This window comes from Streptomyces sp. NPDC051913, assembly GCF_044593635.1.
Lineage (GTDB): Bacteria > Actinomycetota > Actinomycetes > Streptomycetales > Streptomycetaceae > Streptomyces.
In genome coordinates this window covers 401056-423901 of the sequence record NZ_JBIUCI010000007.1, presented here as the reverse complement: position 1 = coordinate 423901, position 22846 = coordinate 401056, and the positions used below count along the sequence as shown (strand labels likewise).

18 protein-coding genes are annotated in these 22846 nt (G+C 69.9%); 17 read left to right on the top strand and 1 reads right to left on the bottom strand.

Going from position 1 to position 22846, the window contains the following annotated elements:
- The first annotated feature begins 280 nt into the window (after nt 1-280).
- From rsmH to ACIHIX_RS23735, 16 genes are all read left to right on the top strand, one after another.
- Nucleotides 281-1237 carry a 16S rRNA (cytosine(1402)-N(4))-methyltransferase RsmH gene (rsmH, locus tag ACIHIX_RS23810; RefSeq protein WP_399959293.1) on the top strand — a complete coding sequence of 319 codons (957 nt, stop codon included), beginning with the start codon at nt 281-283 and terminating at the stop codon, nt 1235-1237.
- A gap of 8 nt (nt 1238-1245) precedes the next feature.
- On the top strand, nt 1246-1803 hold the full coding sequence (locus ACIHIX_RS23805) for a septum formation initiator family protein (protein WP_399959291.1): 558 nt from the start codon (nt 1246-1248) through the stop codon (nt 1801-1803).
- Between the two features lie 5 nt (nt 1804-1808).
- Nucleotides 1809-3770, top strand: a complete 1962-nt coding sequence (locus ACIHIX_RS23800) for a penicillin-binding transpeptidase domain-containing protein (RefSeq protein WP_399959289.1) — start codon at nt 1809-1811, stop codon at nt 3768-3770.
- A 162-nt stretch (nt 3771-3932) separates the two neighbouring features.
- On the top strand, nt 3933-5453 hold the full coding sequence (locus tag ACIHIX_RS23795) for a UDP-N-acetylmuramoyl-L-alanyl-D-glutamate--2,6-diaminopimelate ligase (RefSeq protein WP_399959431.1): 1521 nt from the start codon (nt 3933-3935) through the stop codon (nt 5451-5453).
- A gap of 4 nt (nt 5454-5457) precedes the next feature.
- Nucleotides 5458-6867: a UDP-N-acetylmuramoyl-tripeptide--D-alanyl-D-alanine ligase gene (gene murF / locus ACIHIX_RS23790; RefSeq protein ID WP_399959288.1), complete on the top strand. Its 1410-nt coding sequence runs from the start codon at nt 5458-5460 to the stop codon at nt 6865-6867.
- The gene (mraY, locus tag ACIHIX_RS23785; protein WP_266828289.1) at nt 6864-7937 is read left to right on the top strand and encodes a phospho-N-acetylmuramoyl-pentapeptide-transferase; all 1074 of its coding nucleotides are present in this window, start codon (nt 6864-6866) and stop codon (nt 7935-7937) included. The genes murF and mraY overlap by 4 nt, the downstream gene beginning before the upstream one ends.
- Nucleotides 7919-9361 carry a UDP-N-acetylmuramoyl-L-alanine--D-glutamate ligase gene (gene murD, locus ACIHIX_RS23780; RefSeq protein ID WP_399959286.1) on the top strand — a complete coding sequence of 481 codons (1443 nt, stop codon included), beginning with the start codon at nt 7919-7921 and terminating at the stop codon, nt 9359-9361. The genes mraY and murD overlap by 19 nt, the downstream gene beginning before the upstream one ends.
- Before the next feature lie 19 nt (nt 9362-9380).
- A complete protein-coding gene (gene ftsW / locus ACIHIX_RS23775; protein WP_399959284.1) occupies nt 9381-10745 on the top strand; it encodes a putative lipid II flippase FtsW in 1365 nt (454 codons plus the stop codon).
- Nucleotides 10746-10751: 6 nt separating this feature from the next.
- Nucleotides 10752-11849: an undecaprenyldiphospho-muramoylpentapeptide beta-N-acetylglucosaminyltransferase gene (murG, locus tag ACIHIX_RS23770; protein WP_399959282.1), complete on the top strand. Its 1098-nt coding sequence runs from the start codon at nt 10752-10754 to the stop codon at nt 11847-11849.
- A gap of 26 nt (nt 11850-11875) precedes the next feature.
- Entirely contained in the window at nt 11876-12673 is a 798-nt protein-coding gene (locus ACIHIX_RS23765; RefSeq protein ID WP_399959280.1) for a cell division protein FtsQ/DivIB, read from the top strand.
- A 277-nt stretch (nt 12674-12950) separates the two neighbouring features.
- The gene (gene ftsZ / locus ACIHIX_RS23760) at nt 12951-14147 is read left to right on the top strand and encodes a cell division protein FtsZ (RefSeq protein WP_399959278.1); all 1197 of its coding nucleotides are present in this window, start codon (nt 12951-12953) and stop codon (nt 14145-14147) included.
- Nucleotides 14144-14872, top strand: coding sequence for a peptidoglycan editing factor PgeF (gene pgeF, locus ACIHIX_RS23755; protein ID WP_399959276.1), 729 nt, complete (start codon nt 14144-14146; stop codon nt 14870-14872). Before ftsZ ends, pgeF begins: the two co-directional genes overlap by 4 nt.
- Nucleotides 14873-14878: 6 nt before the next feature.
- A complete protein-coding gene (locus ACIHIX_RS23750; protein WP_399959274.1) occupies nt 14879-15598 on the top strand; it encodes a YggS family pyridoxal phosphate-dependent enzyme in 720 nt (239 codons plus the stop codon).
- A gap of 129 nt (nt 15599-15727) precedes the next feature.
- Nucleotides 15728-16369: a cell division protein SepF gene (locus tag ACIHIX_RS23745; protein WP_329340175.1), complete on the top strand. Its 642-nt coding sequence runs from the start codon at nt 15728-15730 to the stop codon at nt 16367-16369.
- Between the two features lie 50 nt (nt 16370-16419).
- Complete coding sequence (locus ACIHIX_RS23740) at nt 16420-16710, top strand: YggT family protein (RefSeq protein WP_399959272.1); 291 nt, start codon at nt 16420-16422, stop codon at nt 16708-16710.
- Between the two features lie 52 nt (nt 16711-16762).
- Nucleotides 16763-17986 carry a DivIVA domain-containing protein gene (locus ACIHIX_RS23735; protein WP_399959270.1) on the top strand — a complete coding sequence of 408 codons (1224 nt, stop codon included), beginning with the start codon at nt 16763-16765 and terminating at the stop codon, nt 17984-17986.
- 257 nt (nt 17987-18243) lie between these two features.
- On the opposite strand, the gene ileS is transcribed toward ACIHIX_RS23735, so the two are convergent.
- Nucleotides 18244-21405, bottom strand: a complete 3162-nt coding sequence (gene ileS / locus ACIHIX_RS23730) for an isoleucine--tRNA ligase (RefSeq protein WP_399959268.1) — start codon at nt 21403-21405, stop codon at nt 18244-18246.
- A 593-nt stretch (nt 21406-21998) separates the two neighbouring features.
- Between ileS and ACIHIX_RS23725 the strand changes: the two genes are divergently transcribed.
- Nucleotides 21999-22829: a TraR/DksA family transcriptional regulator gene (locus ACIHIX_RS23725; RefSeq protein ID WP_399959266.1), complete on the top strand. Its 831-nt coding sequence runs from the start codon at nt 21999-22001 to the stop codon at nt 22827-22829.
- Nucleotides 22830-22846: the final 17 nt, after the last annotated feature.

The following is a 22846-nucleotide window of genomic DNA, read 5'->3' as shown; positions in this document are numbered from 1 at the left end:
ACAGGGGGCGGGTGCGCCCGGCCGGGTGAAATCCCGCCACCGGTCGCCTCACCTCGATGCCCGGCCGCGACGCGCAGGCCGGTTGATTGACCGCGAGACACCGTGGACTAAAGTGACGCGAAGCGGGAGGCGAGGTCTCCCTGTCGGCATCAATTCCCCGGGAGACACCGGCGCAGTCACCGGAATCTCCCCACGCGCGCGGCGCGTACGTACGGCTCGGCCTTCTCCCGGAGGCGGGTGCCCGGCGGTGCGGACGGCCCGCCGGACCTGAGAGGGCCCCTTGAGCAACACGCGACATGTCCCGGTGATGCTCCAGCGCTGCCTGGACATGTTGGCCCCCGCCCTACAGGCCCCCGGAGCGGTCGTCGTCGACTGCACCCTCGGTCTCGGCGGCCACAGTGAGGCCCTTCTCCAGCAGTTCCCCGAGGTCCGTCTGGTCGCCCTCGACCGCGACAAGGAGGCCCTGCGCCTGTCCGGCGAGCGCCTCGCGCCCTACGGCGAGCGCGCCACCCTCGTCCACGCGGTCTACGACGAGCTTCCGGACGTTCTCGACCGACTCCGCGTCCCGCACGTCCAGGGCGTCCTGTTCGACCTCGGCGTCTCCTCCATGCAGCTCGACGAGGCCGACCGCGGCTTCGCCTACGCCCAGGACGCCCCGCTCGACATGCGCATGGACCAGACGACCGGCATGAGCGCCGCCGAGGTCCTCAACACCTACCCGCCGGGCGAGCTGGTGCGGATCCTGCGGGCCTACGGCGAGGAGAAGCAGGCCAAGCGGATCGTCGCCGCCGTCGTGCGCGAGCGCGCGAAGGAGCCGTTCAGCAACAGCGCGCGGCTCGTCGAGCTGATCCGGGACTCCCTGCCCCAGGCCGCCAAGCGCACCGGCGGCAACCCGGCCAAGCGCACCTTCCAGGCGCTGCGCATCGAGGTCAACGGGGAACTCTCGGTCCTGGAGCGGGCGATCCCGGCCGCGGTGAAGGCGCTCGACGTGGGCGGACGGATCGCCGTGCTGTCGTACCACTCGCTGGAGGACCGGCTGGTGAAGCAGGTGTTCGCGGCCGGCGCCGCCAACACCGCGCCCCCCGGCCTCCCGGTGGTCCCCGAGCAGTACCAGCCGCGGCTCAAGCTGCTCACGCGCGGTGCCGAACTTCCCACCGAGGAAGAGGTCGCCGAGAACCGGCGGGCGGCCCCCGCGCGGCTGCGTGGAGCCGAGCGGATCAGGGCGGACATCGAGTGAGGAGCGGAGTGAGCAGGAAACCCGAACTGAGGGGGCGGGCGGCTCGTCTCGCGCGGCTCCTCCCATCGTCCTCCGGCTCCGGCCAGGCCGCCCGCACTCCGTTCGTGCTCCTCGTCGTGCTCCTTCTCGGCGGCGGCCTCATCGGGCTCCTGGTGCTGAACTCCGCGCTCAGCGAAGGGTCGTTCAAACTGGACGACCTCCAGAAGGAGACGAAGAGCCTCACCGACCAGCAGCAGGCTCTCCAGCGCGACATCGACGCCTACTCCGCCCCCGACGCCCTCCAGCGCCGCGCCCGTGAGCTCGGCATGGTCCCCGGCGGCGACCCGGCCTTCCTCGACCCGGACGGCACCGTCAAGGGCGTCCCGGGCGCCGCGGCCGAGCAGTCCTCGGCCCAGGTCGTACGGCCGCCCGAGGCCATGCCCCTCACGGCCACGTCCCCGACGCCCACGGCCACGGCGTCCACGGCCACCGTGCCGACATCCACGCCCGTACCCACCCCCACGACCACCCTCACAGCCACCCCCTCCACCGAACCGTCCTCCGCGACCCCGACCCCCGGCAGGTGACGGAAGTGTCCGACAGGGAACCGCCGCGCCGCCGTGTGCCCGGACCCGCCAGGCCCGCGGGCGACGGCCGCCGGCGCCCCGCAGGGCCCGGCGCCCGCCCGGTCCGCCGCCCGGCGCAGCCCCGCCCCGCGGCCCCGCGCGCCACGGCCCAGCGCCCGCTCCGGCTCGGCAGCCCCCGGCCCCGGCTGCGCATGGTCAGCCTCGCCCTGACCCTGGTGATGATCGCGTTCGTCGTCCGACTGCTCCAGGTCCAGGCCGTCGACGCGAGCACCTACGCGGCCAAGGCCGAGCAGAACCGGTACGTCGGCTACACCCTGGCCGCCGAGCGCGGCCAGATCACCGACCGGGCCGGCGTGGCCCTCGCGACCAGCGTGGACGCGTACGACATCACGGCCGACCCCACGCTCTTCAAGCGCAAGCAGCTCAAGATCGACGACGGGCCCGAGCAGGCCGCCGCGCTGCTCGCCCCGATCCTCGGACAGGAGCAGAGCGAGCTGACCGAGAAGCTCCGCACCAAGGGGCAGTACGTCAAGCTCGCCGGGCGGCAGACACCGCAGGTCTGGAAGCAGATCAAGGACCTCAAGAGCGCGCTCGCCACGAAGGCCGAGGAGGGCACCGGCGTCAATGTGCTCGCCGGTGTCTTCGCCGTCGCCACCAGCAAGCGCGTGTACCCCAACGGGGATCTGGCCGCCGGGATACTGGGCTGGGTCAACGCCGACGGCAAGGGCGGCGGCGGGGTCGAGCAGCAGCTGAACAAACTGCTGACGGGCAAGGACGGCAAGATCCGGTACGCCCAGTCAGGCGGACGACAGGTTCCGACGGCGGGCTCGACGGAGACGCCCGCCGTGCCCGGCAGCGACGTCGAGCTCACCATCGACCGCGACATCCAGTGGGCCGCGCAGAACGCGATCACCGAGCAGGTGCAGAAGTCCAAGGCGGACCGCGGGTACGTGATAGTGCAGGACACGAAGACCGGCGAGATCCTCGCCATGGCCAACTCGCCCGGCTTCGACCCCGGCGACCTCTCCCAGGCCGACCCCGGCACCCTGCACAACTGGGCCGTGGAGGACGCCTACGAGCCCGGCTCCACCGCCAAGGTCATGTCGATGGCCGCCGTACTGGAGGAGAACACCGCGACCCCGCTGACGCATGTCACCGTGCCCAACCGGCTGCACCGCGGCGATCGCCTCTTCAAGGACGACATCGACCACAAGACCTGGTACCTCACGCTCAACGGCGTGCTCGCCATGTCCAGCAACATCGGCACCATCCTGGCCACCGGCCAACTCGGCAAGACCCAGGCGCAGTCGAACCAGATCCTCTACTCGTACCTGCGCAAGTTCGGCCTCGGCAGCTACAGCGGTCTGGACTTCCCGGGTGAGACCAAGGGCATCCTCGCGGCGCCCCAGGACTGGTCGACCTCGCAGCAGTACACGATTCCTTTCGGCCAGGGCGTCTCCCTCAACGCGATGCAGGCCGCCTCCGTCTACTCGACGATCGCCAACGGCGGCGTACGCGTCGAACCCACCCTGGTGCGCGGAACGCAGGGGCCCGACGGACGCTTCACGCCCGCGGCGCAGCCCAAGAAGGCAAGGGTGATCAGCGCGAAGACGGCGAAGACCCTCGCCCAGATGCTGGAGTCGGTCGTGGACGACGAGGCGGGCACCGGTGCCAAGGCGCGCATTCCGGGGTACCGGGTCGCGGGCAAGACGGGTACGGCCAACCGTGTGGATCCGGCCACCGGCAAGTACCACGGCTACACCTCGTCGTTCGCCGGGTTCGCGCCCGCCGACAGCCCCCGGATCACCGTGTACTGCGCCATCCAGAACGCCACCAAGGGCAGCTATTTCGGCGGTCAGATCTGCGGCCCCGTCTACAAGCAGGTCATGGAATTCGCCCTGAAGTCCCTCCAGGTCCCGCCGACGGGAACCAAGTCCGCCTCTCTCCCCGTCACCTTCACACCCTGATCAGTACGAGCAGCCAGGAACCACCTCGTGACAACGATCACTCCCGATTCCGGGAACCAGAGCACGCCCACGCCCTCGCTTCGCTCCGAAGCGGGTGTGCCCGGTACGCTCACCGCCGTGCCACACGCTGATCAGTCCCAAACCACCCAGAAGGGCCATCCCGTGACATATCCGGGACCGCCCCGGCCGGTCCGGGTCTCCGCCACACCCCTCGCGGAACTCGCCGATCAGCTGGGTGCCGAGCAGCCGGACAGTACCGCCGAGGTCACGGGCATCACCCATGACTCCCGCGCGGTCCGCCCCGGTGACCTGTACGCCGCCCTCCCGGGCGCCCGCCTGCACGGCGCCGACTTCGTCACCCAGGCCGCCGGCCTCGGCGCGGTCGCCGTGCTCACCGACCCGACCGGCGCCGAGCGCGCCGCGGCGACCGGCCTGCCGGTCCTCGTGGTGGCCGACCCGCGCGCGCGGATGGGCGAGCTGGCGGCCACCATCTACGGCCGCCCCGGCTGCGATCTGCTCCAGATCGGCATCACCGGAACCTCCGGCAAGACCACCACCGCCTATCTCGTCGAGGGCGGGCTGAAGACCAAGAACAACACCGGTCTGATCGGCACGGTCGAGATGCGGATCGGCGACGAGCGCATCAAGTCCGAGCGCACCACCCCCGAAGCCACCGACCTCCAGGCCCTGTTCGCGGTCATGCGCGAACGCGGTGTCGAGGCCGTCGCGATGGAGGTCTCCAGCCACGCCCTGGTCCTCGGCCGGGTCGACGGCTGTGTCTTCGACATCGGGGTGTTCACCAACCTCAGCCCGGAACACATGGAGTTCCACTCCGACATGGAGGACTACTTCCGGGCCAAGGCACAGCTGTTCACGCCGGAACGCAGCAAGCAGGGTGTCGTCAACTTCGACGACGAGTACGGCCGCCGGCTCGTCGCGGAGGCCACGGTCCCCGTGGTCACCTTCTCCGCCGAGGGGCACCCGGACGCCGACTGGCGCGCCGAGAACGTCCAGGTCGGCCCGATGGACTCGACGTTCACCGCGATCGGCCCCGAGGGCGAGCGCATCCACGCCAGGTCACCGCTGGCCGGTCCCTTCAACGTGGCCAACACGCTCGCCGCGATCGTCGCCCTCGCCGTCGCAGGCCTCGACCCGCAGACCGCCGCCGACGGCGTCGCCGCGGTGCCGGGCGTGCCGGGCCGGCTGGAGCGCGTGGACGCCGGACAGCCCTATCTCGCGGTCGTGGACTACGCCCACAAGACCGATGCCGTCGAGTCGGTCCTCAAGGCGCTCCGCAAGGTCACCGAGGGCAGCCTGCACGTCGTGCTCGGCTGCGGCGGCGACCGGGACACGACCAAGCGCGCGCCGATGGGCGCCGCCGTGGCCCGGCTCGCCGACACCGCCGTACTGACCTCCGACAACCCCCGCTCCGAGGACCCCCTCGCGATCCTCGCCACCATGCTCCAGGGCGCGGCGTCCGTGCCGGTGCACGAGCGCGGCGAGGTCCAGGTCTTCGAGGACCGGGCCGCCGCGATCGCCGCCGCCGTCGCCCGGGCACGACCCGGGGACACCGTGCTGGTCGCGGGCAAGGGCCATGAGCAGGGCCAGGACATCGCCGGGGTGGTCCGTCCCTTCGACGACCGCCAGGTGCTTCGAGAAGCCATCCAGAAGACCCAGGGATGAACTTGTGATCGCCCTCTCTCTCGCCGAGATCGCAGCAGTCGTCGGCGGGCAGACGTACGACATACCGGATCCGTCCGTCCAGGTCACCGGGCCGGTCGTCCGGGACTCCCGAGAAGTGGGGTCCGGCAGTCTCTTCGTCGCCTTCGTCGGCGAGCGCGTCGACGGCCATGACTTCGCGGCCCAGGTCGTCGAGGCGGGTGCGGTCGCCGTGCTGGCGTCGCGCCCCGTCGGCGTGCCGGCGATCGTGGTGGACGACGTCCAGAAGGCCCTCGGCGCCCTCGCGCGTGAGGTCGTACGACGGCTCGGCGCGACCCTCGTGGCGCTGACCGGCTCGGCCGGCAAGACCAGCACCAAGGACCTGATCGCCCAGGTGCTCCAGCACAAGGCGCCGACGGTGTGGACGCCGGGCTCGCTCAACAACGAGATCGGGCTCCCGCTGACCGCCCTGTCCGCCACCGAGGAGACGCAGTTCCTCGTGCTGGAGATGGGCGCCCGCGGTATCGGCCACATCCGCTACCTCGCCGAACTGACGCCCCCGAAGATCGGCCTCGTCCTCAACGTCGGCACCGCCCACATCGGCGAGTTCGGCGGCCGGGAGCAGATCGCGCAGGCCAAGGGCGAGCTCGTCGAGGGGCTTCCGCCGGCGGAAGAAGGCGGTACGGCGGTCCTCAACGCCGACGATCCCCTCGTACGGGCCATGGCATCCCGTACGAAGGCGAAGGTGATCCTTTTCGGAGAGTCCGACGAAGCGGACGTACGCGCCGAGAACGTGAGACTCACGGACACGGGACAGCCCGCCTTCAGGCTTCGCACACCCTCCGGTGACAGCGACGTGACCATGCGCCTGTACGGTGAGCACCACGTGTCGAACGCGCTCGCCGCGGCCGCCGTCGCCCATGAGCTGGGCATGTCCGCGGAAGAGATCGCCACCGCGCTCTCCGAGGCGGGCTCCCTCTCCCGCTGGCGGATGGAGGTCACCGAGCGCCCGGACGGCGTGACCGTCGTCAACGACGCCTACAACGCCAACCCCGAATCCATGCGGGCCGCACTGCGCGCGCTCGTGGCCATGGGCCGGGGGCGGCGGACCTGGGCGGTGCTCGGCAAGATGGCCGAGCTCGGGGACGAGGCGCTCGCCGAGCACGACGCGGTCGGACGGCTCGCCGTCCGGCTCAACGTCAGCAAGCTCGTCGCGGTCGGGGGGATCGAAGCCTCCTGGTTGCAACTGGGCGCATATAACGAGGGTTCGTGGGGTGAGGAGTCGGTGCACGTGTCCGACGCACAGGCGGCGGTCGACCTGTTGCGCAGTCAGCTGCGCCCGGGAGACGTCGTACTCGTGAAGGCGTCCCGTTCGGTCGGCCTGGAGAGTGTCGCCGCGGCGCTGCTCGGCGCCGAGGGTGAGGTTGCCGCGCGATGATGAAGCAGATCCTGTTCGCAGGAGTCATTGGTCTGTTCCTGACCCTGGTCGGCACCCCGCTGCTGATCAAGCTGCTCGCGCGCAAGGGCTACGGCCAGTACATCCGCGACGACGGTCCGCGCGAGCACGCCAGCAAGCGCGGTACGCCGACCATGGGTGGTATCGCCTTCATCTTCGCGACGGTCGCCGCCTACTTCCTGTCCAAGGTCATCACCGGCTACCCGCCCACCTACTCGGGCCTGTTGGTGCTCGGCCTGATGGTCGGCATGGGTCTGGTCGGCTTCCTCGACGACTACATCAAGATCGTCAAGCGGCGTTCGCTGGGCCTGCGGGCCAAGGCGAAGATGGCCGGCCAGCTGATCGTCGGCATCAGCTTCGCGGTGCTCGCGCTGATGTTCCCGGACGCCCGCAACAACACACCGGCCTCCGACAAGCTGTCGTTCATCACGGACTTCGGCTGGAAGATCGGCCCCGTGCTGTTCGTGGTCTGGGCGCTGTTCATGATCCTCGCGATGTCGAACGGCGTGAACCTGACGGACGGTCTGGACGGCCTGGCCACCGGCGCCTCCGTGCTCGTCTTCGGCGCCTACACGTTCATCGGCGTCTGGCAGTTCCAGGAGTCCTGCGCCAACGCGGGCACCCTGACCAACCCGGGCGCCTGCTACGAGGTACGAGATCCCCTGGACCTCGCGGTCATCGCCTCGGCGCTGATGGGTGCCTGCCTCGGCTTCCTGTGGTGGAACACCTCGCCGGCGAAGATCTTCATGGGCGACACCGGTTCGCTCGCCCTGGGCGGCGTCCTCACGGGCCTGGCGATCTGCTCCCGCACCGAGCTGCTCGTGGCCATCATGGGCGGCCTGTTCGTCCTCATCACCATGTCGGTCGTCATCCAGGTCGGCTCCTTCAAGCTGACCGGCAAGCGCGTCTTCCGCATGGCACCGCTCCAGCACCACTTCGAACTCAAGGGCTGGTCCGAGGTCCTCGTGGTGGTCCGCTTCTGGATCATCCAGGGCATCTGTGTGATCGTCGGCCTGGGTCTCTTCTACGCGGGATGGGCAGCAGAAAAGTGACCTCCACGGTGTCCGCGGACTTCCAGGGCAAGCACGTCACCGTCGCGGGACTCGGTGTCTCCGGCATCCCGGCGGCCAAGGCGCTGCACGCGCGCGGGGCGCTCGTCACGGTCGTCAACGACGGCGACGACGCACGCGCGCGTGAGCAGGCCGCCGAGCTGGAGGCGCTCGGTGTCACCGTCCGCCTCGGTGACGGCGCCACCCTGCCCGAGGGCACCGAACTCATCGTCACCGCACCCGGCTGGCAGCCCGACAAGCCGCTGTTCACGGCGGCCCGGGAAGCCGGTGTCGAGGTCTGGGGCGACGTCGAACTCGCCTGGCGCCTGCGCGGCCCCGATGCGGCCCCCTGGCTCGCGATCACCGGCACCAACGGCAAGACGACGACCACACAGATGCTGGCGTCCATCCTGAAGGCCGCCGGACTGCGCACCGCCGCCGTCGGCAACATCGGCGTCTCGCTCCTCGACGCGGTCCTCGGCGAGGAGCGGTACGACGTCCTGGCCGTGGAGTTGTCGAGCTACCAGCTCCACTGGGCGCCCTCGCTGCGCGCCCACTCGGCGGCCGTCCTGAACCTCGCCCCGGACCACCTCGACTGGCACGGCTCGATGGAGGCGTACGCGCGCGACAAGGGCCGTGTCTACGAGGGCAATCGCGTCGCCTGCGTCTACAACGTGGACGCCACCGACAAACCGTCCACCGAGGACCTGGTGCGCGAGGCCGACGTCGAGGAGGGCTGCCGGGCCATCGGCTTCACGCTCGGCCCGCCCGGCCCGTCCCAACTCGGCGTCGTGGACGGCATCCTGGTCGACCGCGCCTTCGTGGAGAACCGGCAGAAGAACGCCCAGGAGCTCGCCGAGGTCTCCGACGTCAATCCGCCCGCTCCGCACAACATCGCCAACGCCCTTGCGGCGGCGGCCCTCGCGCGCGCCTTCGGGGTGCCCGCCAAGGCCGTACGGGACGGTCTGCGGGCGTTCACCCCGGACGCCCACCGCATCGCGCATGTGGCGGACGTGGACGGCGTCGCGTACGTGGACGACTCCAAGGCCACCAACACCCACGCCGCGGAAGCCTCGTTGGCGGCGTACGGGTCCATCGTGTGGATCGCCGGCGGGCTCGCCAAGGGAGCCTCCTTCGACGAGCTGGTCGCCAAGTCGGCCGAGCGACTTCGGGGCGTGGTGCTGATCGGCGCCGACCGGGCCCTGATCCGCGAAGCCCTCGCGCGACACGCGCCGGAAGTACCCGTGGTCGACCTCGACCGGACCGACACTGGGGCGATGCTCCAGGCGGTGACGGAGGCGAAGCGGCTCGCTCGCCCCGGCGACACGGTGCTGCTGGCCCCGGCCTGCGCCTCCATGGACATGTTCACCAACTACAACAAGCGCGGTGACGCGTTCGCGGAGGCGGTTCGCGAACTCGGCTCCTGACCGACCAGCGGAGGCTCTGATGCCCAGCAGCCGTACCGGCCGACCGCCCGTGCAGCGGACCGTCAGACGTCCCGCCGCTCCCCGGACCGCGCGCGACAACCCCGTACGACAGCTCTATCTGCGGGCGAAGAAGGCCTGGGACCGGCCACTGACCGCGTACTACCTGATCCTCGGCGGCAGTCTGCTGATCACCGTGCTGGGTCTGGTGATGGTCTACTCGGCCTCCCAGATCACCGCGCTGCAACTGTCCAAGCCGGGCTCGTTCTTCTTCCGCAAGCAGTTCCTCGCCGCCTCGATCGGCGGGGTGCTGCTGCTGATCGCCTCCCGGATGCCCGTCAAGCTGCACCGGGCGCTGGCCTATCCGATCCTGGCCGGCGCGGTCTTCCTCATGGCGCTGGTGCAGGTGCCGGGGATAGGAGTGTCGATCAACGGCAACCAGAACTGGATCGCGCTCGGCGGCTCCTTCCTCATCCAGCCCAGTGAGTTCGGCAAGCTCGCGCTGGTGCTCTGGGGCGCCGACCTGCTGGCCCGCAAGCAGGACAAGAAGCTGCTGACCCAGTGGAAGCACATGCTGGTGCCGCTCGTCCCGGTCGCCTTCATGCTGCTCGGGCTGATCATGCTCGGCGGCGACATGGGGACGGCGATCATCCTCACGGCGATCCTGTTCGGCCTGCTGTGGCTCGCGGGGGCGCCGACCCGGCTGTTCGTGGGGGTGCTGTCGATCGCCGCGCTGATCGGCCTGATCCTCATCAAGACCAGCCCCAACCGGATGGCCCGGCTCGCCTGTATCGGCGCCACCGAGCCCAAGTCGGGGGGCGCCGACTGCTGGCAGGCCGTGCACGGCATCTACGCCCTCGCCTCCGGCGGAATCTTCGGCTCCGGGCTCGGTGCGAGTGTGGAGAAATGGGGCCAACTACCAGAAGCACACACGGACTTCATCTTCGCCGTCACCGGTGAGGAACTGGGCCTGGCGGGGACGCTGTCGGTACTGGCCCTGTTCGCGGCTCTAGGCTATGCGGGTATCCGCGTGGCCGGCCGCACGGAGGACCCCTTCGTCAGGTATGCCGCGGGAGGCGTGACCACCTGGATCACCGCACAGGCGGTGATCAACATCGGTGCGGTGCTCGGCCTGTTGCCGATCGCCGGTGTCCCGCTCCCGCTGTTCTCCTACGGAGGATCCGCCCTGCTGCCGACCATGTTCGCGATCGGCTTGCTGATCGCCTTCGCACGCGACGAACCCGGTGCACGGGCCGCGCTTGCGATGCGGCAACCTCGCTTTGGTAGAAAGCGGGGTGCCGGGGGCTCCGCTCGCAACAGGGAGCCGCGGAGATGGAACACGATGCGACGGCGTGCCTCGGCGGCACGTACGTCCGGAGAGCGGTGAATTTCGGTGCATGTCGTACTCGCCGGTGGGGGGACCGCCGGCCACATCGAGCCCGCGCTCGCCCTCGCGGACGCCCTGCGCAGGCAGGACCCGACCGTGGGAATCACGGCCCTGGGCACGGAGCGCGGCCTGGAGACTCGTCTCGTCCCCGAGCGCGGCTACGAACTCGCGCTGATCCCCGCCGTACCGCTGCCACGCAAGCCCACCCCTGAGCTGATCACCGTCCCGGGACGGCTGCGCGGCACGATCAAGGCCGCCGAGCAGATCCTGGAGCGCACCAAGGCGGACGCCGTCGTCGGCTTCGGCGGGTACGTGGCTCTGCCCGGCTACCTCGCCGCCAAGCGCCTGGGTGTGCCCATCGTGATCCACGAGGCCAACGCCCGCCCCGGCCTGGCCAACAAGATCGGCTCGCGGTACGCCGCCCAGGTCGCCGTCTCCACGCCGGACAGCAAGCTGCGCGGCGCCCGGTACATCGGCATCCCCCTGCGGCGCACCATCGCCACCCTCGACCGGGCCGCCGTACGCCCCGAGGCCCGCGCGGCGTTCGGCCTCGACCCGAACCTGCCGACCCTGCTGGTCTCCGGCGGCTCCCAGGGTGCCCGCCGGCTCAACGAGGTCGTCCAGCAGGTCGCGCCCTGGCTCCAGCAGGCCGGCATCCAGATCCTGCACGCGGTCGGCCCGAAGAACGAACTGCCGCAGGTGCACCATATGCCGGGGATGCCGCCGTACATCCCGGTACCGTACGTGGACCGGATGGACCTCGCGTACGCCGCGGCCGACATGATGCTCTGCCGTGCGGGCGCGATGACCGTCGCCGAACTCTCCGCCGTCGGACTCCCGGCCGCCTACGTCCCGCTGCCCATCGGCAACGGTGAACAGCGGCTCAACGCCCAGCCGGTGGTCAAGGCGGGCGGCGGCCTGCTGGTCGACGACGCGGAACTCACCCCGGAGTGGGTCCAGCGGACCGTCCTGCCCGTGCTCGCCGACCCGCACCGGCTGTACCAGATGTCCCGCGCCGCCGCCGAGTTCGGCCGCCGGGACGCCGACGACCTGCTCGTCGGCATGGTGTACGAGGCGATCGCCGCCAACCGTGCACGCCACTAGGAACGTATGACCGAAGGGCAGGGAGCGTGGCCGGACCGACCACCGCCGAACGCGGTGAACGCCAGCAGGAGTCGTCGTCCACCCCGTCCCCTGCCCGTCGGCTGAGGCCGCCCGGGCCTCGTACGATCATCATCCTCGCCGTCGCGCTGGTTCTCCTCGGCGGCGGAGGCGTCTGGGCCCTGTACGGCTCCCAATGGCTGCGCGTGGAGCGGGTGTCGGTCTCCGGCACCGACGTACTGACGCCCGCACAGGTGCGCGAGGCGGCCGACGTGCCGCTCGGATCGCCGCTGATTTCCGTCGACACCGATGCGATCGAGGCACGGTTGCTCCGGAAAATGCCCCGAATTGACTCGGTTGATGTGGCCCGATCCTGGCCGCACGGAATCGGGCTGAAAGTGGTCGAGCGCACTCCCGTCCTGATTGTCGAAAAGGGCGGAAAGTTTGTCGAAGTGGACGATGACGGCGTCCGTTTTGCCACGGTTTCTCGGGCCCCGAAAGGCGTCCCCGCACTCGAATTGACGGCCTCCGAGTCGGGCTCCTCCGCCGCGAGCCTGCGCCGCTTCGGCGCGGACCGGCTGGTGCGCGAGGCGGTCCGCGTCGCCGGTGACCTTCCGGCCGCCGTCGCGCGAACGACCCGGACCGTCAAGGTGCGTTCGTACGACGACATCTCGCTGGAGTTGAGCGGTGGCCGCACGGTCGCGTGGGGGAGCGGCGAGAAGGGCACGGCGAAGGCCCGTACGCTCGCCGCCCTGCTGAAAGCGGCGCCCGACGCGCGGCACTTCGACGTCTCGGTTCCCACCGCCCCTGCGTCATCAGGGAGTTGACGTACATCCGCGCAGGCCAGCACCCTGGTTGGCTACCGCTACGGCTGATCACATAGGGTGAAAAGAAAAACGGGAGGTTCGGCGTGTTCGTTGAACGTGCGCCACTTGTCGACTTAGTGTCCTGTTCAGAAGACTCCAGGGAACACACACACTGGTAACCCTAAACTTCAACGTTAGGGTTCGGGTCGGCACTATGGACCGTCCCATTCGGCATCCGTCGCGTATCGCATGACCACGCGAGACGACGACACGTAACTCGAGGCGAGAGGCCTTCGACGTGGCAGCACCGCAGAACTACCTCGCAGTCATCAAAGTCATCGGTGTCGGCGGCGGTGGTGTCAATGCCATCAACCGGATGATCGAGGTCGGTCTCAAGGGCGTCGAGTTCATCGCCATCAACACCGACGCGCAGGCGCTGTTGATGAGCGACGCCGACGTCAAGCTCGACGTCGGCCGTGAACTCACCCGCGGACTCGGCGCCGGCGCCAACCCGGCCGTCGGCCGCAAGGCCGCCGAGGACCACCGCGAGGAGATCGAGGAGGTCCTCAAGGGGGCCGACATGGTCTTCGTGACGGCCGGCGAGGGCGGCGGCACCGGCACCGGCGGCGCGCCCGTCGTGGCCAACATCGCGCGCAACCTCGGCGCCCTCACCATCGGCGTCGTCACCCGCCCGTTCACCTTCGAGGGCCGGCGCCGCGCCAACCAGGCCGAGGACGGCATCGCGGAACTCCGCGAAGAGGTCGACACCCTCATCGTCATCCCCAACGACCGGCTGCTGTCCATCTCGGACCGCCAGGTCTCGGTCCTCGACGCCTTCAAGTCGGCCGACCAGGTCCTGCTCTCCGGCGTCCAGGGCATCACCGACCTCATCACCACGCCCGGTCTGATCAACCTCGACTTCGCCGACGTCAAGTCGGTCATGTCCGAGGCCGGTTCGGCCCTCATGGGCATCGGCTCGGCCCGCGGCGACGACCGCGCCGTGGCCGCCGCCGAGATGGCGATCTCCTCGCCGCTGCTGGAGGCGTCCATCGACGGCGCCCGAGGCGTACTGCTCTCCATCTCCGGTGGCTCCGACCTCGGCCTCTTCGAGATCAACGAGGCCGCCCAACTGGTCAGCGAGGCCGCCCACCCCGAGGCCAACATCATCTTCGGCGCGGTCATCGACGACGCCCTCGGCGACGAGGTGCGGGTCACCGTCATCGCGGCCGGCTTCGACGGCGGCCAGCCGCCGGCCCGCCGGGACAACGTCCTCGGCTCGGCCTCCACCTCGGCCCGCCGCGAAGAGCCCACTCCGGTACGGCAGACCGAGTCCCGCCCGTCCTTCGGCTCGCTCGGCAGCGTCACGCCGAAGGAGGAGCCGGAGCCCGCGCCCGAGCCGGTGGCCGACCTCCCGGTCGCCCCGCCGGTCCCGCCGTCGCGCACCTACTCGGACAGCGCGGCCGAGGAACTGGACGTGCCGGACTTCCTGAAGTGATAGGACGGCGCGACACCGTGAGCGGCGCGCACTTCGCCTTCACCGACCGGTGGGGCGGGGTGAGCGCCGTTCCGTACGAGGAGCTCAATCTCGGCGGGGCGGTCGGCGACGACGCCGACGCCGTCCGCGCCAATCGTGAACTCGCCGCCAAGTCGCTGGGGATCGACCCGGCGCGGGTGGTCTGGATGAACCAGGTGCACGGGGCGGAGGTGGCGGTGGTCTCCGAGCCGTGGGGGGACCGGCCGGTACCGGAGGTCGACGCGATCGTCACCGCCGGACGCGGTCTCGCCCTCGCCGTCCTCACCGCCGACTGCACGCCCGTCCTGCTCGCCGACCCGGTCGCCCAAGTCGTCGCCGCGGCCCACGCGGGCCGGCCCGGCATGATCGCGGGGGTCGTCCCCGCCGCAGTACGGGCCATGACCGAACTCGGCGCCGATCCCGCCCGGATCGTCGCCCGCACCGGACCCGCCGTCTGCGGCCGGTGCTACGAAGTGCCGGAGGAGATGCGCGCCGACGTCGCCGCGATCGAGCCCGCGGCGTACGCCGAGACGAGCTGGGGCACTCCCGCCGTCGACGTGACCGCCGGAGTGCACGCACAGCTCGACCGGCTCGGGGTGCGCGACCGGGAGCAGTCGCCGGTGTGCACCCGGGAATCGGGCGACCACTTCTCGTACCGCCGCGATCGCACCACAGGGCGACTCGCGGGATATGTCTGGTTGGACTGAGAGAGCATGACGGACCGTAAGGGCGAACTCGCCACGAACCTGGCGAAGGTGGAGGAGCGCATCGCCGCCGCGTGCGTGGCCGCGGGGCGCAAACGCGAAGAGGTGACCCTGATCGTGGTCACCAAGACCTACCCCGCGAGCGATGTGCGGATCCTGTCGGAACTCGGTGTCCGCGACGTCGCCGAGAACAAGGATCAGGACGCGGCTCCCAAGGCCGCCGAATGTTCCGATCTGTCCCTTAACTGGCACTTCGTCGGTCAGCTTCAGACCAACAAGGTGCGTTCCGTGGTCGGTTACGCGGATCTCGTGCAGTCCGTCGATCGTTCGAAGCTGGTGACGGCTCTCTCCAAGGAGGCCGTACGGGCCGAGCGCGAGGTGGGGTGTCTGCTCCAGGTCGCGCTCGACGCGGAGGCGAGCGAGCGTGGGGAGCGGGGTGGCGTGGCGCCCGGCGGAATCGAAGAGTTGGCCGACCTCGTCGCCGGGGCCCCGGGGCTGCGGCTCGACGGACTGATGACCGTCGCACCGCTCACCGGGGAGTACGCGGGGCGCCAACAGGCGGCGTTCGAGCGGTTGATGGATTTGTCGACCGACCTGCGCCGAGCTCATCCGGCTGCGAACATGGTCTCGGCAGGGATGAGTGCGGATCTCGAACAGGCCGTGGCCGCCGGAGCGACACATGTACGCGTCGGTACCGCGGTACTCGGAGTCCGCGCGAGGCTCGGGTAACGTCGCCAAGAAGTCGGACCACAGCAGAAAATATGGTCATTACCGCCGGAAGGCGGGCGTAACGACCTCGTGGATCGCAGGCACTTGGCAGTCGTCAGCAGATCCACCACAGAGCGGAGGACTCAGAGCATGGCCGGCGCGATGCGCAAGATGGCGGTCTACCTCGGCCTCGTGGAGGACGATGGGTACGACGGCCGCGGTTTCGACCCCGACGACGACTTCGAACCCGAACTGGACCCGGAGCCCGAGCGGGACCACCGGCGGCACGAGCCGGTGCACCAGTCGCACAGCGCACATCAGTCCCAAAGGGACGAAGAGGTGCGAATCGTACAACCCTCCACCCCTCGTGAGCCGCTCGCCCGTTCCGCTTCGCTAGCCGCGGAATCCGGACGTCCGGCGCGCATCGCGCCCGTGGCGTCCATCACACAAGAACGCCAGAGCCTGGAGAAGAACGCACCGGTGATCATGCCCAAGGTCGTGTCCGAACGAGAGCCTTACCGGATCACCACGCTTCACCCGCGGACCTACAACGAGGCCCGTACCATCGGGGAACACTTCCGTGAGGGCACCCCGGTGATCATGAATCTCACTGAGATGGATGACACAGACGCGAAGCGACTTGTCGACTTTGCGGCCGGTTTGGTGTTTGGTCTTCACGGCAGCATCGAGCGGGTGACGCAGAAGGTGTTCCTGTTGTCGCCTGCTAACGTCGATGTCACGGCGGAGGACAAGGCCCGTATCGCAGAGGGCGGGTTCTTCAACCAGAGCTGAGACAGACAGACCGGCAACAGCACGAAACAGGGGAGAGGGAAAGAAAGACCATGAGCGTGTTCGCGCAGGTGATCTACATCGCGCTGATGGTGTTCCTCATCGTGCTCATCTTCCGGTTGGTCATGGACTACGTCTTCCAGTTCGCCCGCTCGTGGCAACCTGGCAAGCCGATGGTGGTCGTCCTGGAGGCCACCTACACTGTCACCGATCCACCGCTGAAGCTTCTGCGGCGGTTCATTCCGCCGCTGCGTCTCGGGGGCGTGGCGCTCGACCTGTCCTTCTTCGTACTGATGATCATCGTCTACATCTTGATCTCTATCGTGGGCAATCTCGCGAGGTGACAGTGGACGATACGGTCTTGCCGACTGCCGATGACTACGTTGAGGTGAAGAGATGCCGTTGACCCCCGAGGACGTGCGGAACAAGCAGTTCACGACCGTCCGCCTCCGAGAAGGCTATGACGAGGACGAGGTCGATGCCTTCCTCGATGAGGTCGAAGCCGAACTGACGCGCCTGCTGCGCGAGAACGAGGACCTGCGCGCCAAGCTGGCCGCGGCGACGCGTGCTGCTGCCCAGAACCAGCAGAACATGCGCAAGCCCCCCGAGGGTCCTGGTGGTCCCGGTCCGCAGGACCAGCAGCAGGGCATGCCCCAGCAGGGGATGCCCGGGCAGGGCATGCCGCAGCAGGGGATGCCGCAGCAGGGCATGCGTGGGCCCGGCGGCCCCGTGCCCGCCGGCATATCTGGCCCGCCGCAGCAGCAGATGGGTGGCCCCATGGGTGGCCCGCCCCAGCTGCCGAGCGGTGCGCCGCAGCTGCCCGCCGGCCCGAGCGGCGGCCAGGGTGGCCCGCAGGGTCCCGGTCCGATGGGGCAGGGTCCGATGGGCCAGGGTCCGATGGGCCAGGGTCCGATGGGTCAGGGCCCCATGGGTGGTCAGCCGCCCATGCAGCAGCAGATGGGTGGCCCGATGGGCGGCCCCATGGGCGGTCCGATGGGCGGCCCTGGTCAGGGCCCCGGTGGCGACAGCGCCGCCCGTGTCCTCTCGCTGGCCCAGCAGACCGCCGACCAGGCGATCGCCGAGGCCCGTTCCGAGGCCAACAAGATCGTCGGCGAGGCCCGTTCGCGCGCCGAGGGTCTGGAGCGTGACGCCCGTGCCAAGGCCGACGCCCTGGAGCGGGACGCGCAGGAGAAGCACCGCGTCGCGATGGGCTCCCTGGAGTCCGCCCGCGCCACGCTGGAGCGCAAGGTCGAGGACCTGCGCGGCTTCGAGCGCGAGTACCGCACGCGTCTGAAGTCCTACCTGGAGTCGCAGCTGCGTCAGTTGGAGACCCAGGCCGACGACTCGCTGGCTCCGCCGCGTACCCCGGCGACCGCGTCGCTGCCGCCGTCCCCGGCGCCCTCGATGGCTCCGGCCGGTGCGAGCGCCCCGTCGTACGGTGGCAACCCGGGCGGCATGGGCGGTGCTCCGGCGCCGGCCGCTCCGTCCTACGGCGGTCAGCAGCAGATGTCGCCCGCGATGACCCAGCCGATGGCTCCGGTCCGGCCGCAGGGTCCGTCGCCGATGGGGCAGGCTCCCTCGCCGATGCGTGGGTTCCTGATCGACGAGGACGACAACTGACGAGTTGTAGTACGCCTTAGGCGTCGGCAGCGTTCAAAGGGGCGAGCCCTGGACTCCGGTCCGGGGCTCGCCCCTTTTACGCGGGTTGATCGCCGTGTCGGTGGCGGGTTGTAGTGCGCGGGCATGGGCGACGGAGGCTCGTACGCAGGTGGCTGCCGCGGGGTTGCGGTGAGCCCACCCGGACCCTGCTTCTCGACATGCTGAAGGGCCCGGCCTCCCCGTGCGAGGAGACCGGGCCCTCGTAGGCCGTGGCCGCGTTACGCCTTGCGCAGGTGGAACGTCAGGGACAGGCCCTCGTCGGTGAACGGCTCGCCGTACGTGTCGTCCGGCTCGCCCTGGGCGAAGTCCGTCGACAGGACCTCGTCGGCGATCAGTTCCGCGTGTTCGGACAGGGCCGCGATCACCGCCGGGTCCGTGGACGTCCAGCGCAGGGCGATGCGGTCGGCGACGTCCAGGCCGCTGTTCTTGCGGGCCTCCTGGATCAGGCGGATCGCGTCACGGGCGAGGCCCGCCTGGCGGAGCTCCTCCGTGATCTCCAGGTCCAGGGCGACCGTCGCACCGGAGTCGGAGGCGACCGACCAGCCCTCGCGCGGGGTCTCCGTGATGATGACCTCGTCGGGAGCGAGCGTGATGGTCTCGCCGTCGACCTCGACCGAGGCCGTGCCCTCGCGCAGGGCGAGGGAGAGGGCCGCCGCGTCCGCGTTGGCCACCGCCTTCGCCACGTCCTGGACGCGCTTGCCGAACCGCTTGCCGAGGGCCCGGAAGTTGGCCTTGGCGGTGGTGTCGACCAGGCTGCCGCCGCCCGCTGGACCAGCGGAGGGATCAGAGAGGGACGCCAGCGACTCGACGTTCAGCTCCTCCGTGATCTGCGCGTGCAGTTCCGGGTTGAGGGTGTCGAAGCCGGTCACCGCGACCAGCGCGCGCCTCAGCGGCTGACGGGTCTTCACGCCCGACTCCGCGCGCGTGGCACGGCCCAGCTCGACCAGCCGGCGGACCAGGACCATCTGCCGCGACAACTCCGGGTCGATGGCGGCGAGATCGGCCTCCGGCCACTCGGCCAGATGGACCGACTCGGGCGCACCCGGGGTCACCGGGACGACCAGGTCCTGCCAGACCCGCTCGGTGATGAATGGGGTCAGCGGGGCCATCAGCCTCGTCACCGTCTCGACGACCTCGTGCAGCGTGCGCAGCGCGGCCTTGTCGCCCTGCCAGAAGCGGCGACGCGAGCGGCGGACGTACCAGTTGGACAGGTCGTCGACGAACGCCGAGAGGAGCTTGCCGGCGCGCTGGGTGTCGTACGCCTCCAGAGCCTGCGTCACCTGGTCGGTGAGCGCGTGGAGTTCGGACAGCAGCCAGCGGTCGAGGACCGGGCGGTCGGCCGGGGCCGGGTCGGCCGTGGACGGGGCCCAGTGGGACGTACGGGCGTACAGGGCCTGGAAGGCGACCGTGTTCCAGTACGTGAGGAGCGTCTTGCGGACGACCTCCTGGATGGTGCCGTGGCCCACGCGGCGGGCCGCCCACGGGGAGCCGCCGGCCGCCATGAACCAGCGGACCGCGTCGGCGCCGTGCTGGTCCATCAGCGGGATGGGCTGAAGGATGTTGCCCAGGTGCTTGGACATCTTGCGGCCGTCCTCGGCGAGGATGTGGCCGAGGCAGACGACGTTCTCGTACGAGGACTTGTCGAAGACCAGGGTGCCGACGGCCATCAGGGTGTAGAACCAGCCGCGGGTCTGGTCGATGGCCTCGCTGATGAACTGGGCCGGGTAGCGGGACTCGAAGAGTTCCTTGTTCTTGTACGGGTAGCCCCACTGCGCGAACGGCATCGAACCCGAGTCGTACCAGGCGTCGATGACCTCGGGCACGCGCGTGGCCGCCTTGCCGCAGGCGTCCTTGGGGCAGGCGAAGGTGACGTCGTCGATGAACGGGCGGTGCGGGTCCAGGTTCGACTGGTCCGTGCCCGTCAGCTCGCTGAGCTCCGCGCGGGAGCCGACACAGGTGAGGTGGTCGTCCTCGCAGCGCCAGATCGGCAGCGGGGTGCCCCAGTAGCGGTTGCGGGACAGCGCCCAGTCGATGTTGTTGTTCAGCCAGTCGCCGTACCGGCCGTGCTTGACCGTGTCCGGGAACCAGTTGGTGTTCTCGTTCTCCTGGAGGAGACGGTCCTTGATGGCCGTGGTGCGGATGTACCAGGACGGCTGCGCGTAGTAGAGCAGCGCGGTGTGGCAGCGCCAGCAGTGCGGGTAGCTGTGCTCGTACGGGATGTGCTTGAAGAGGAGACCGCGGTCGTGCAGGTCCTCCGTGAGCTTTTCGTCCGCCTTCTTGAAGAAGACGCCGCCGACGAGGGGGACGTCCTCCTCGAAGGTGCCGTCGGGGCGGACCGGGTTCACGACCGGGAGGCCGTAGGCGCGGCAGACCTTGAGGTCGTCCTCACCGAAGGCGGGGGACTGGTGGACCAGACCCGTACCGTCCTCGGTCGTGACGTACTCCGCGTTCACCACGTAGTGGGCGGGCTCGGGGAACTCCACGAGCTCGAACGGACGCTGATACGTCCAGCGCTCCATCTCGGCGCCCGTGAAGGACTGGCCGGTGGTCTCCCAGCCCTCGCCGAGCGCCTTGCCGACGAGCGGCTCGGCGACGACCAGCTTCTCCTCGCCGTTCGTCGCGACGACGTAGGTGACCTCGGGGTGGGCGGCGACGGCCGTGTTGGAGACCAGCGTCCACGGGGTCGTCGTCCAGACCAGGAGCGCGGCCTCGCCGGCGAGCGGGCCGGAGGTGAGCGGGAAGCGGACGTACACGGACGGGTCGACGACCGTCTCGTAGCCCTGCGCCAGCTCGTGGTCCGAGAGGCCGGTGCCGCAGCGGGGGCACCAGGGGGCGACGCGGTGGTCCTGGACCAGCAGGTCCTTGTTGAAGATCTCCTTGAGCGACCACCAGACCGACTCGATGTACTCGGGGTCCATCGTGACGTAGGCGTCGTCCAGGTCGACCCAGTAGCCCATGCGGGTCGTCAGCTCGGAGAACGCGTCGGTGTGGCGCAGGACGGACTCACGGCACTTGTCGTTGAACTCGGCGATGCCGTACGCCTCGATGTCCTGCTTGCCGCTGAAGCCGAGCTCCTTCTCCACCGCGAGCTCCACGGGCAGGCCGTGGCAGTCCCAGCCGGCCTTGCGGGCCACGTGGTAGCCGCGCATGGTGCGGAAGCGGGGGAAGACGTCCTTGAAGACGCGGGCCTCGATGTGGTGGGCGCCGGGCATGCCGTTGGCGGTGGGCGGGCCCTCGTAGAACACCCATTCGGGACGGCCCTCGGACTGCTCCAGGCTCTTGGCGAAGATCTTCTGCTCGCGCCAGAAGTCGAGCACGGCGTGCTCGAGGGCGGGCAGGTCGACCTGGGCGGGCACCTGGCGGTACTGCGGCGTTGTCATCAGCGAGCTTCCTCCGGCGGACTTGCTGCCTTCCGTCCGGAGGGACGAGAGCTTGTCTTTCCGTACGCCGGTGTCGGCGCGCTCCCGCGGTACCACCCTCCTTGGCTCCCCTGTGCGCCGTGCACACCGGTGAGCCCCCTCATTGGGGTCGCGATGCCGGGTCTACTGGCCCTGGAGGGCTTTCTTCCGGCGGCTCCGGGGTGATCTTCACGTCGCGCTCGCCCCCGGGCTTCCACCGTCCCCGGGTCGCTCTGGGCTGCGTACGCCGCTACTCGTCCCCATCCACGCTTCTCGCTCCGCCCAGTGTACGGCGCCGCGCGGACAGCGGCCGACCGGATTTTCCGGGCCCGGGTGCGGGGGCGTCGAGGGCGTCGGGGTGACCCGAATGGAGCGGTACGCGTGTTCGGATTCCGGGACGTGCGATCCGGCGGATTACCCGGCGGGGAGCTGGGCACAACGCTTGCATGCCTGGCGTGCTCTCTGCGCGAGGCGGGCGAATCGGGCGGTGCGCCCCGTTGCCGCGGGACTCAAGTCGATTTATCGTCCCAGCACGATTCGCGTGCAAGATCACAATATGTGAAGGGGCCGCGGCCATGGTGGCGAAGAAGACCGCCGATCAGAAGTCGGCGTCGGGCAGATCCACACATGCCTCCGGCGGTGCGGCCAAGGACGTGGACGGCAAGAAGGCGGTGGGGGCGGCCGCGAAGAAGCCGACGGCCAAGAAGGCGGTGAGCAAGAAGGCAGCGACCGGGAAGACCGCCGCGGCGAAGGCGGCGGTGAAGAAGACGGCCGCCAAGAAGACCGCTGCCGCGAAGAGCACCACCTCGAAGACCACGAAGACCACGAAAAGCACCTCCACCAAGAGTGCGGCCGGCGAGAGCGCGGCCGGTAAGACGGCCAAGAAGGCGGGCGCGGCGCAGGCCGCGAAGCAGACGGGAGCCACGACAGTGGTTGCGAAGAAGACTCCTGGCACGGCCACGGCGGCGAAGACGGCCGTCCCCAAGGCACGCCTCGCCGCGGCGGAGCCGGGTGAGCTCGCGGTCCGCCCCGGCGAGGACCCCTGGACCCCGGAGGAGGTCGCGGAGGCGCGCGCCGAGCTTCAGTCCGAGGCGCTGCGGCTGGGCGCCGAGATCACGACGTCCGAGGAGTCCCTGGCGGGCCTGATGCGGGACTCCGGGGACGGCGCGGGCGACGACGAAGCCGACACCGGGACCAAGAACATCACGCGCGAGCACGAGATGGCCCTCGCCGCCAACGCCCGCGAGATGCTCGAACAGACCGAGCGGGCACTGGACCGGCTCGACGCGGGTACCTACGGGCTGTGCGAGAACTGCGGCAACCCGATCGGCAAGGCGCGGATGCAGGCGTTCCCGCGCGCGACCCTGTGCGTCGAGTGCAAGCAGAAGCAGGAACGCCGGTACTGAGGGCCCGCAGGGGCGTG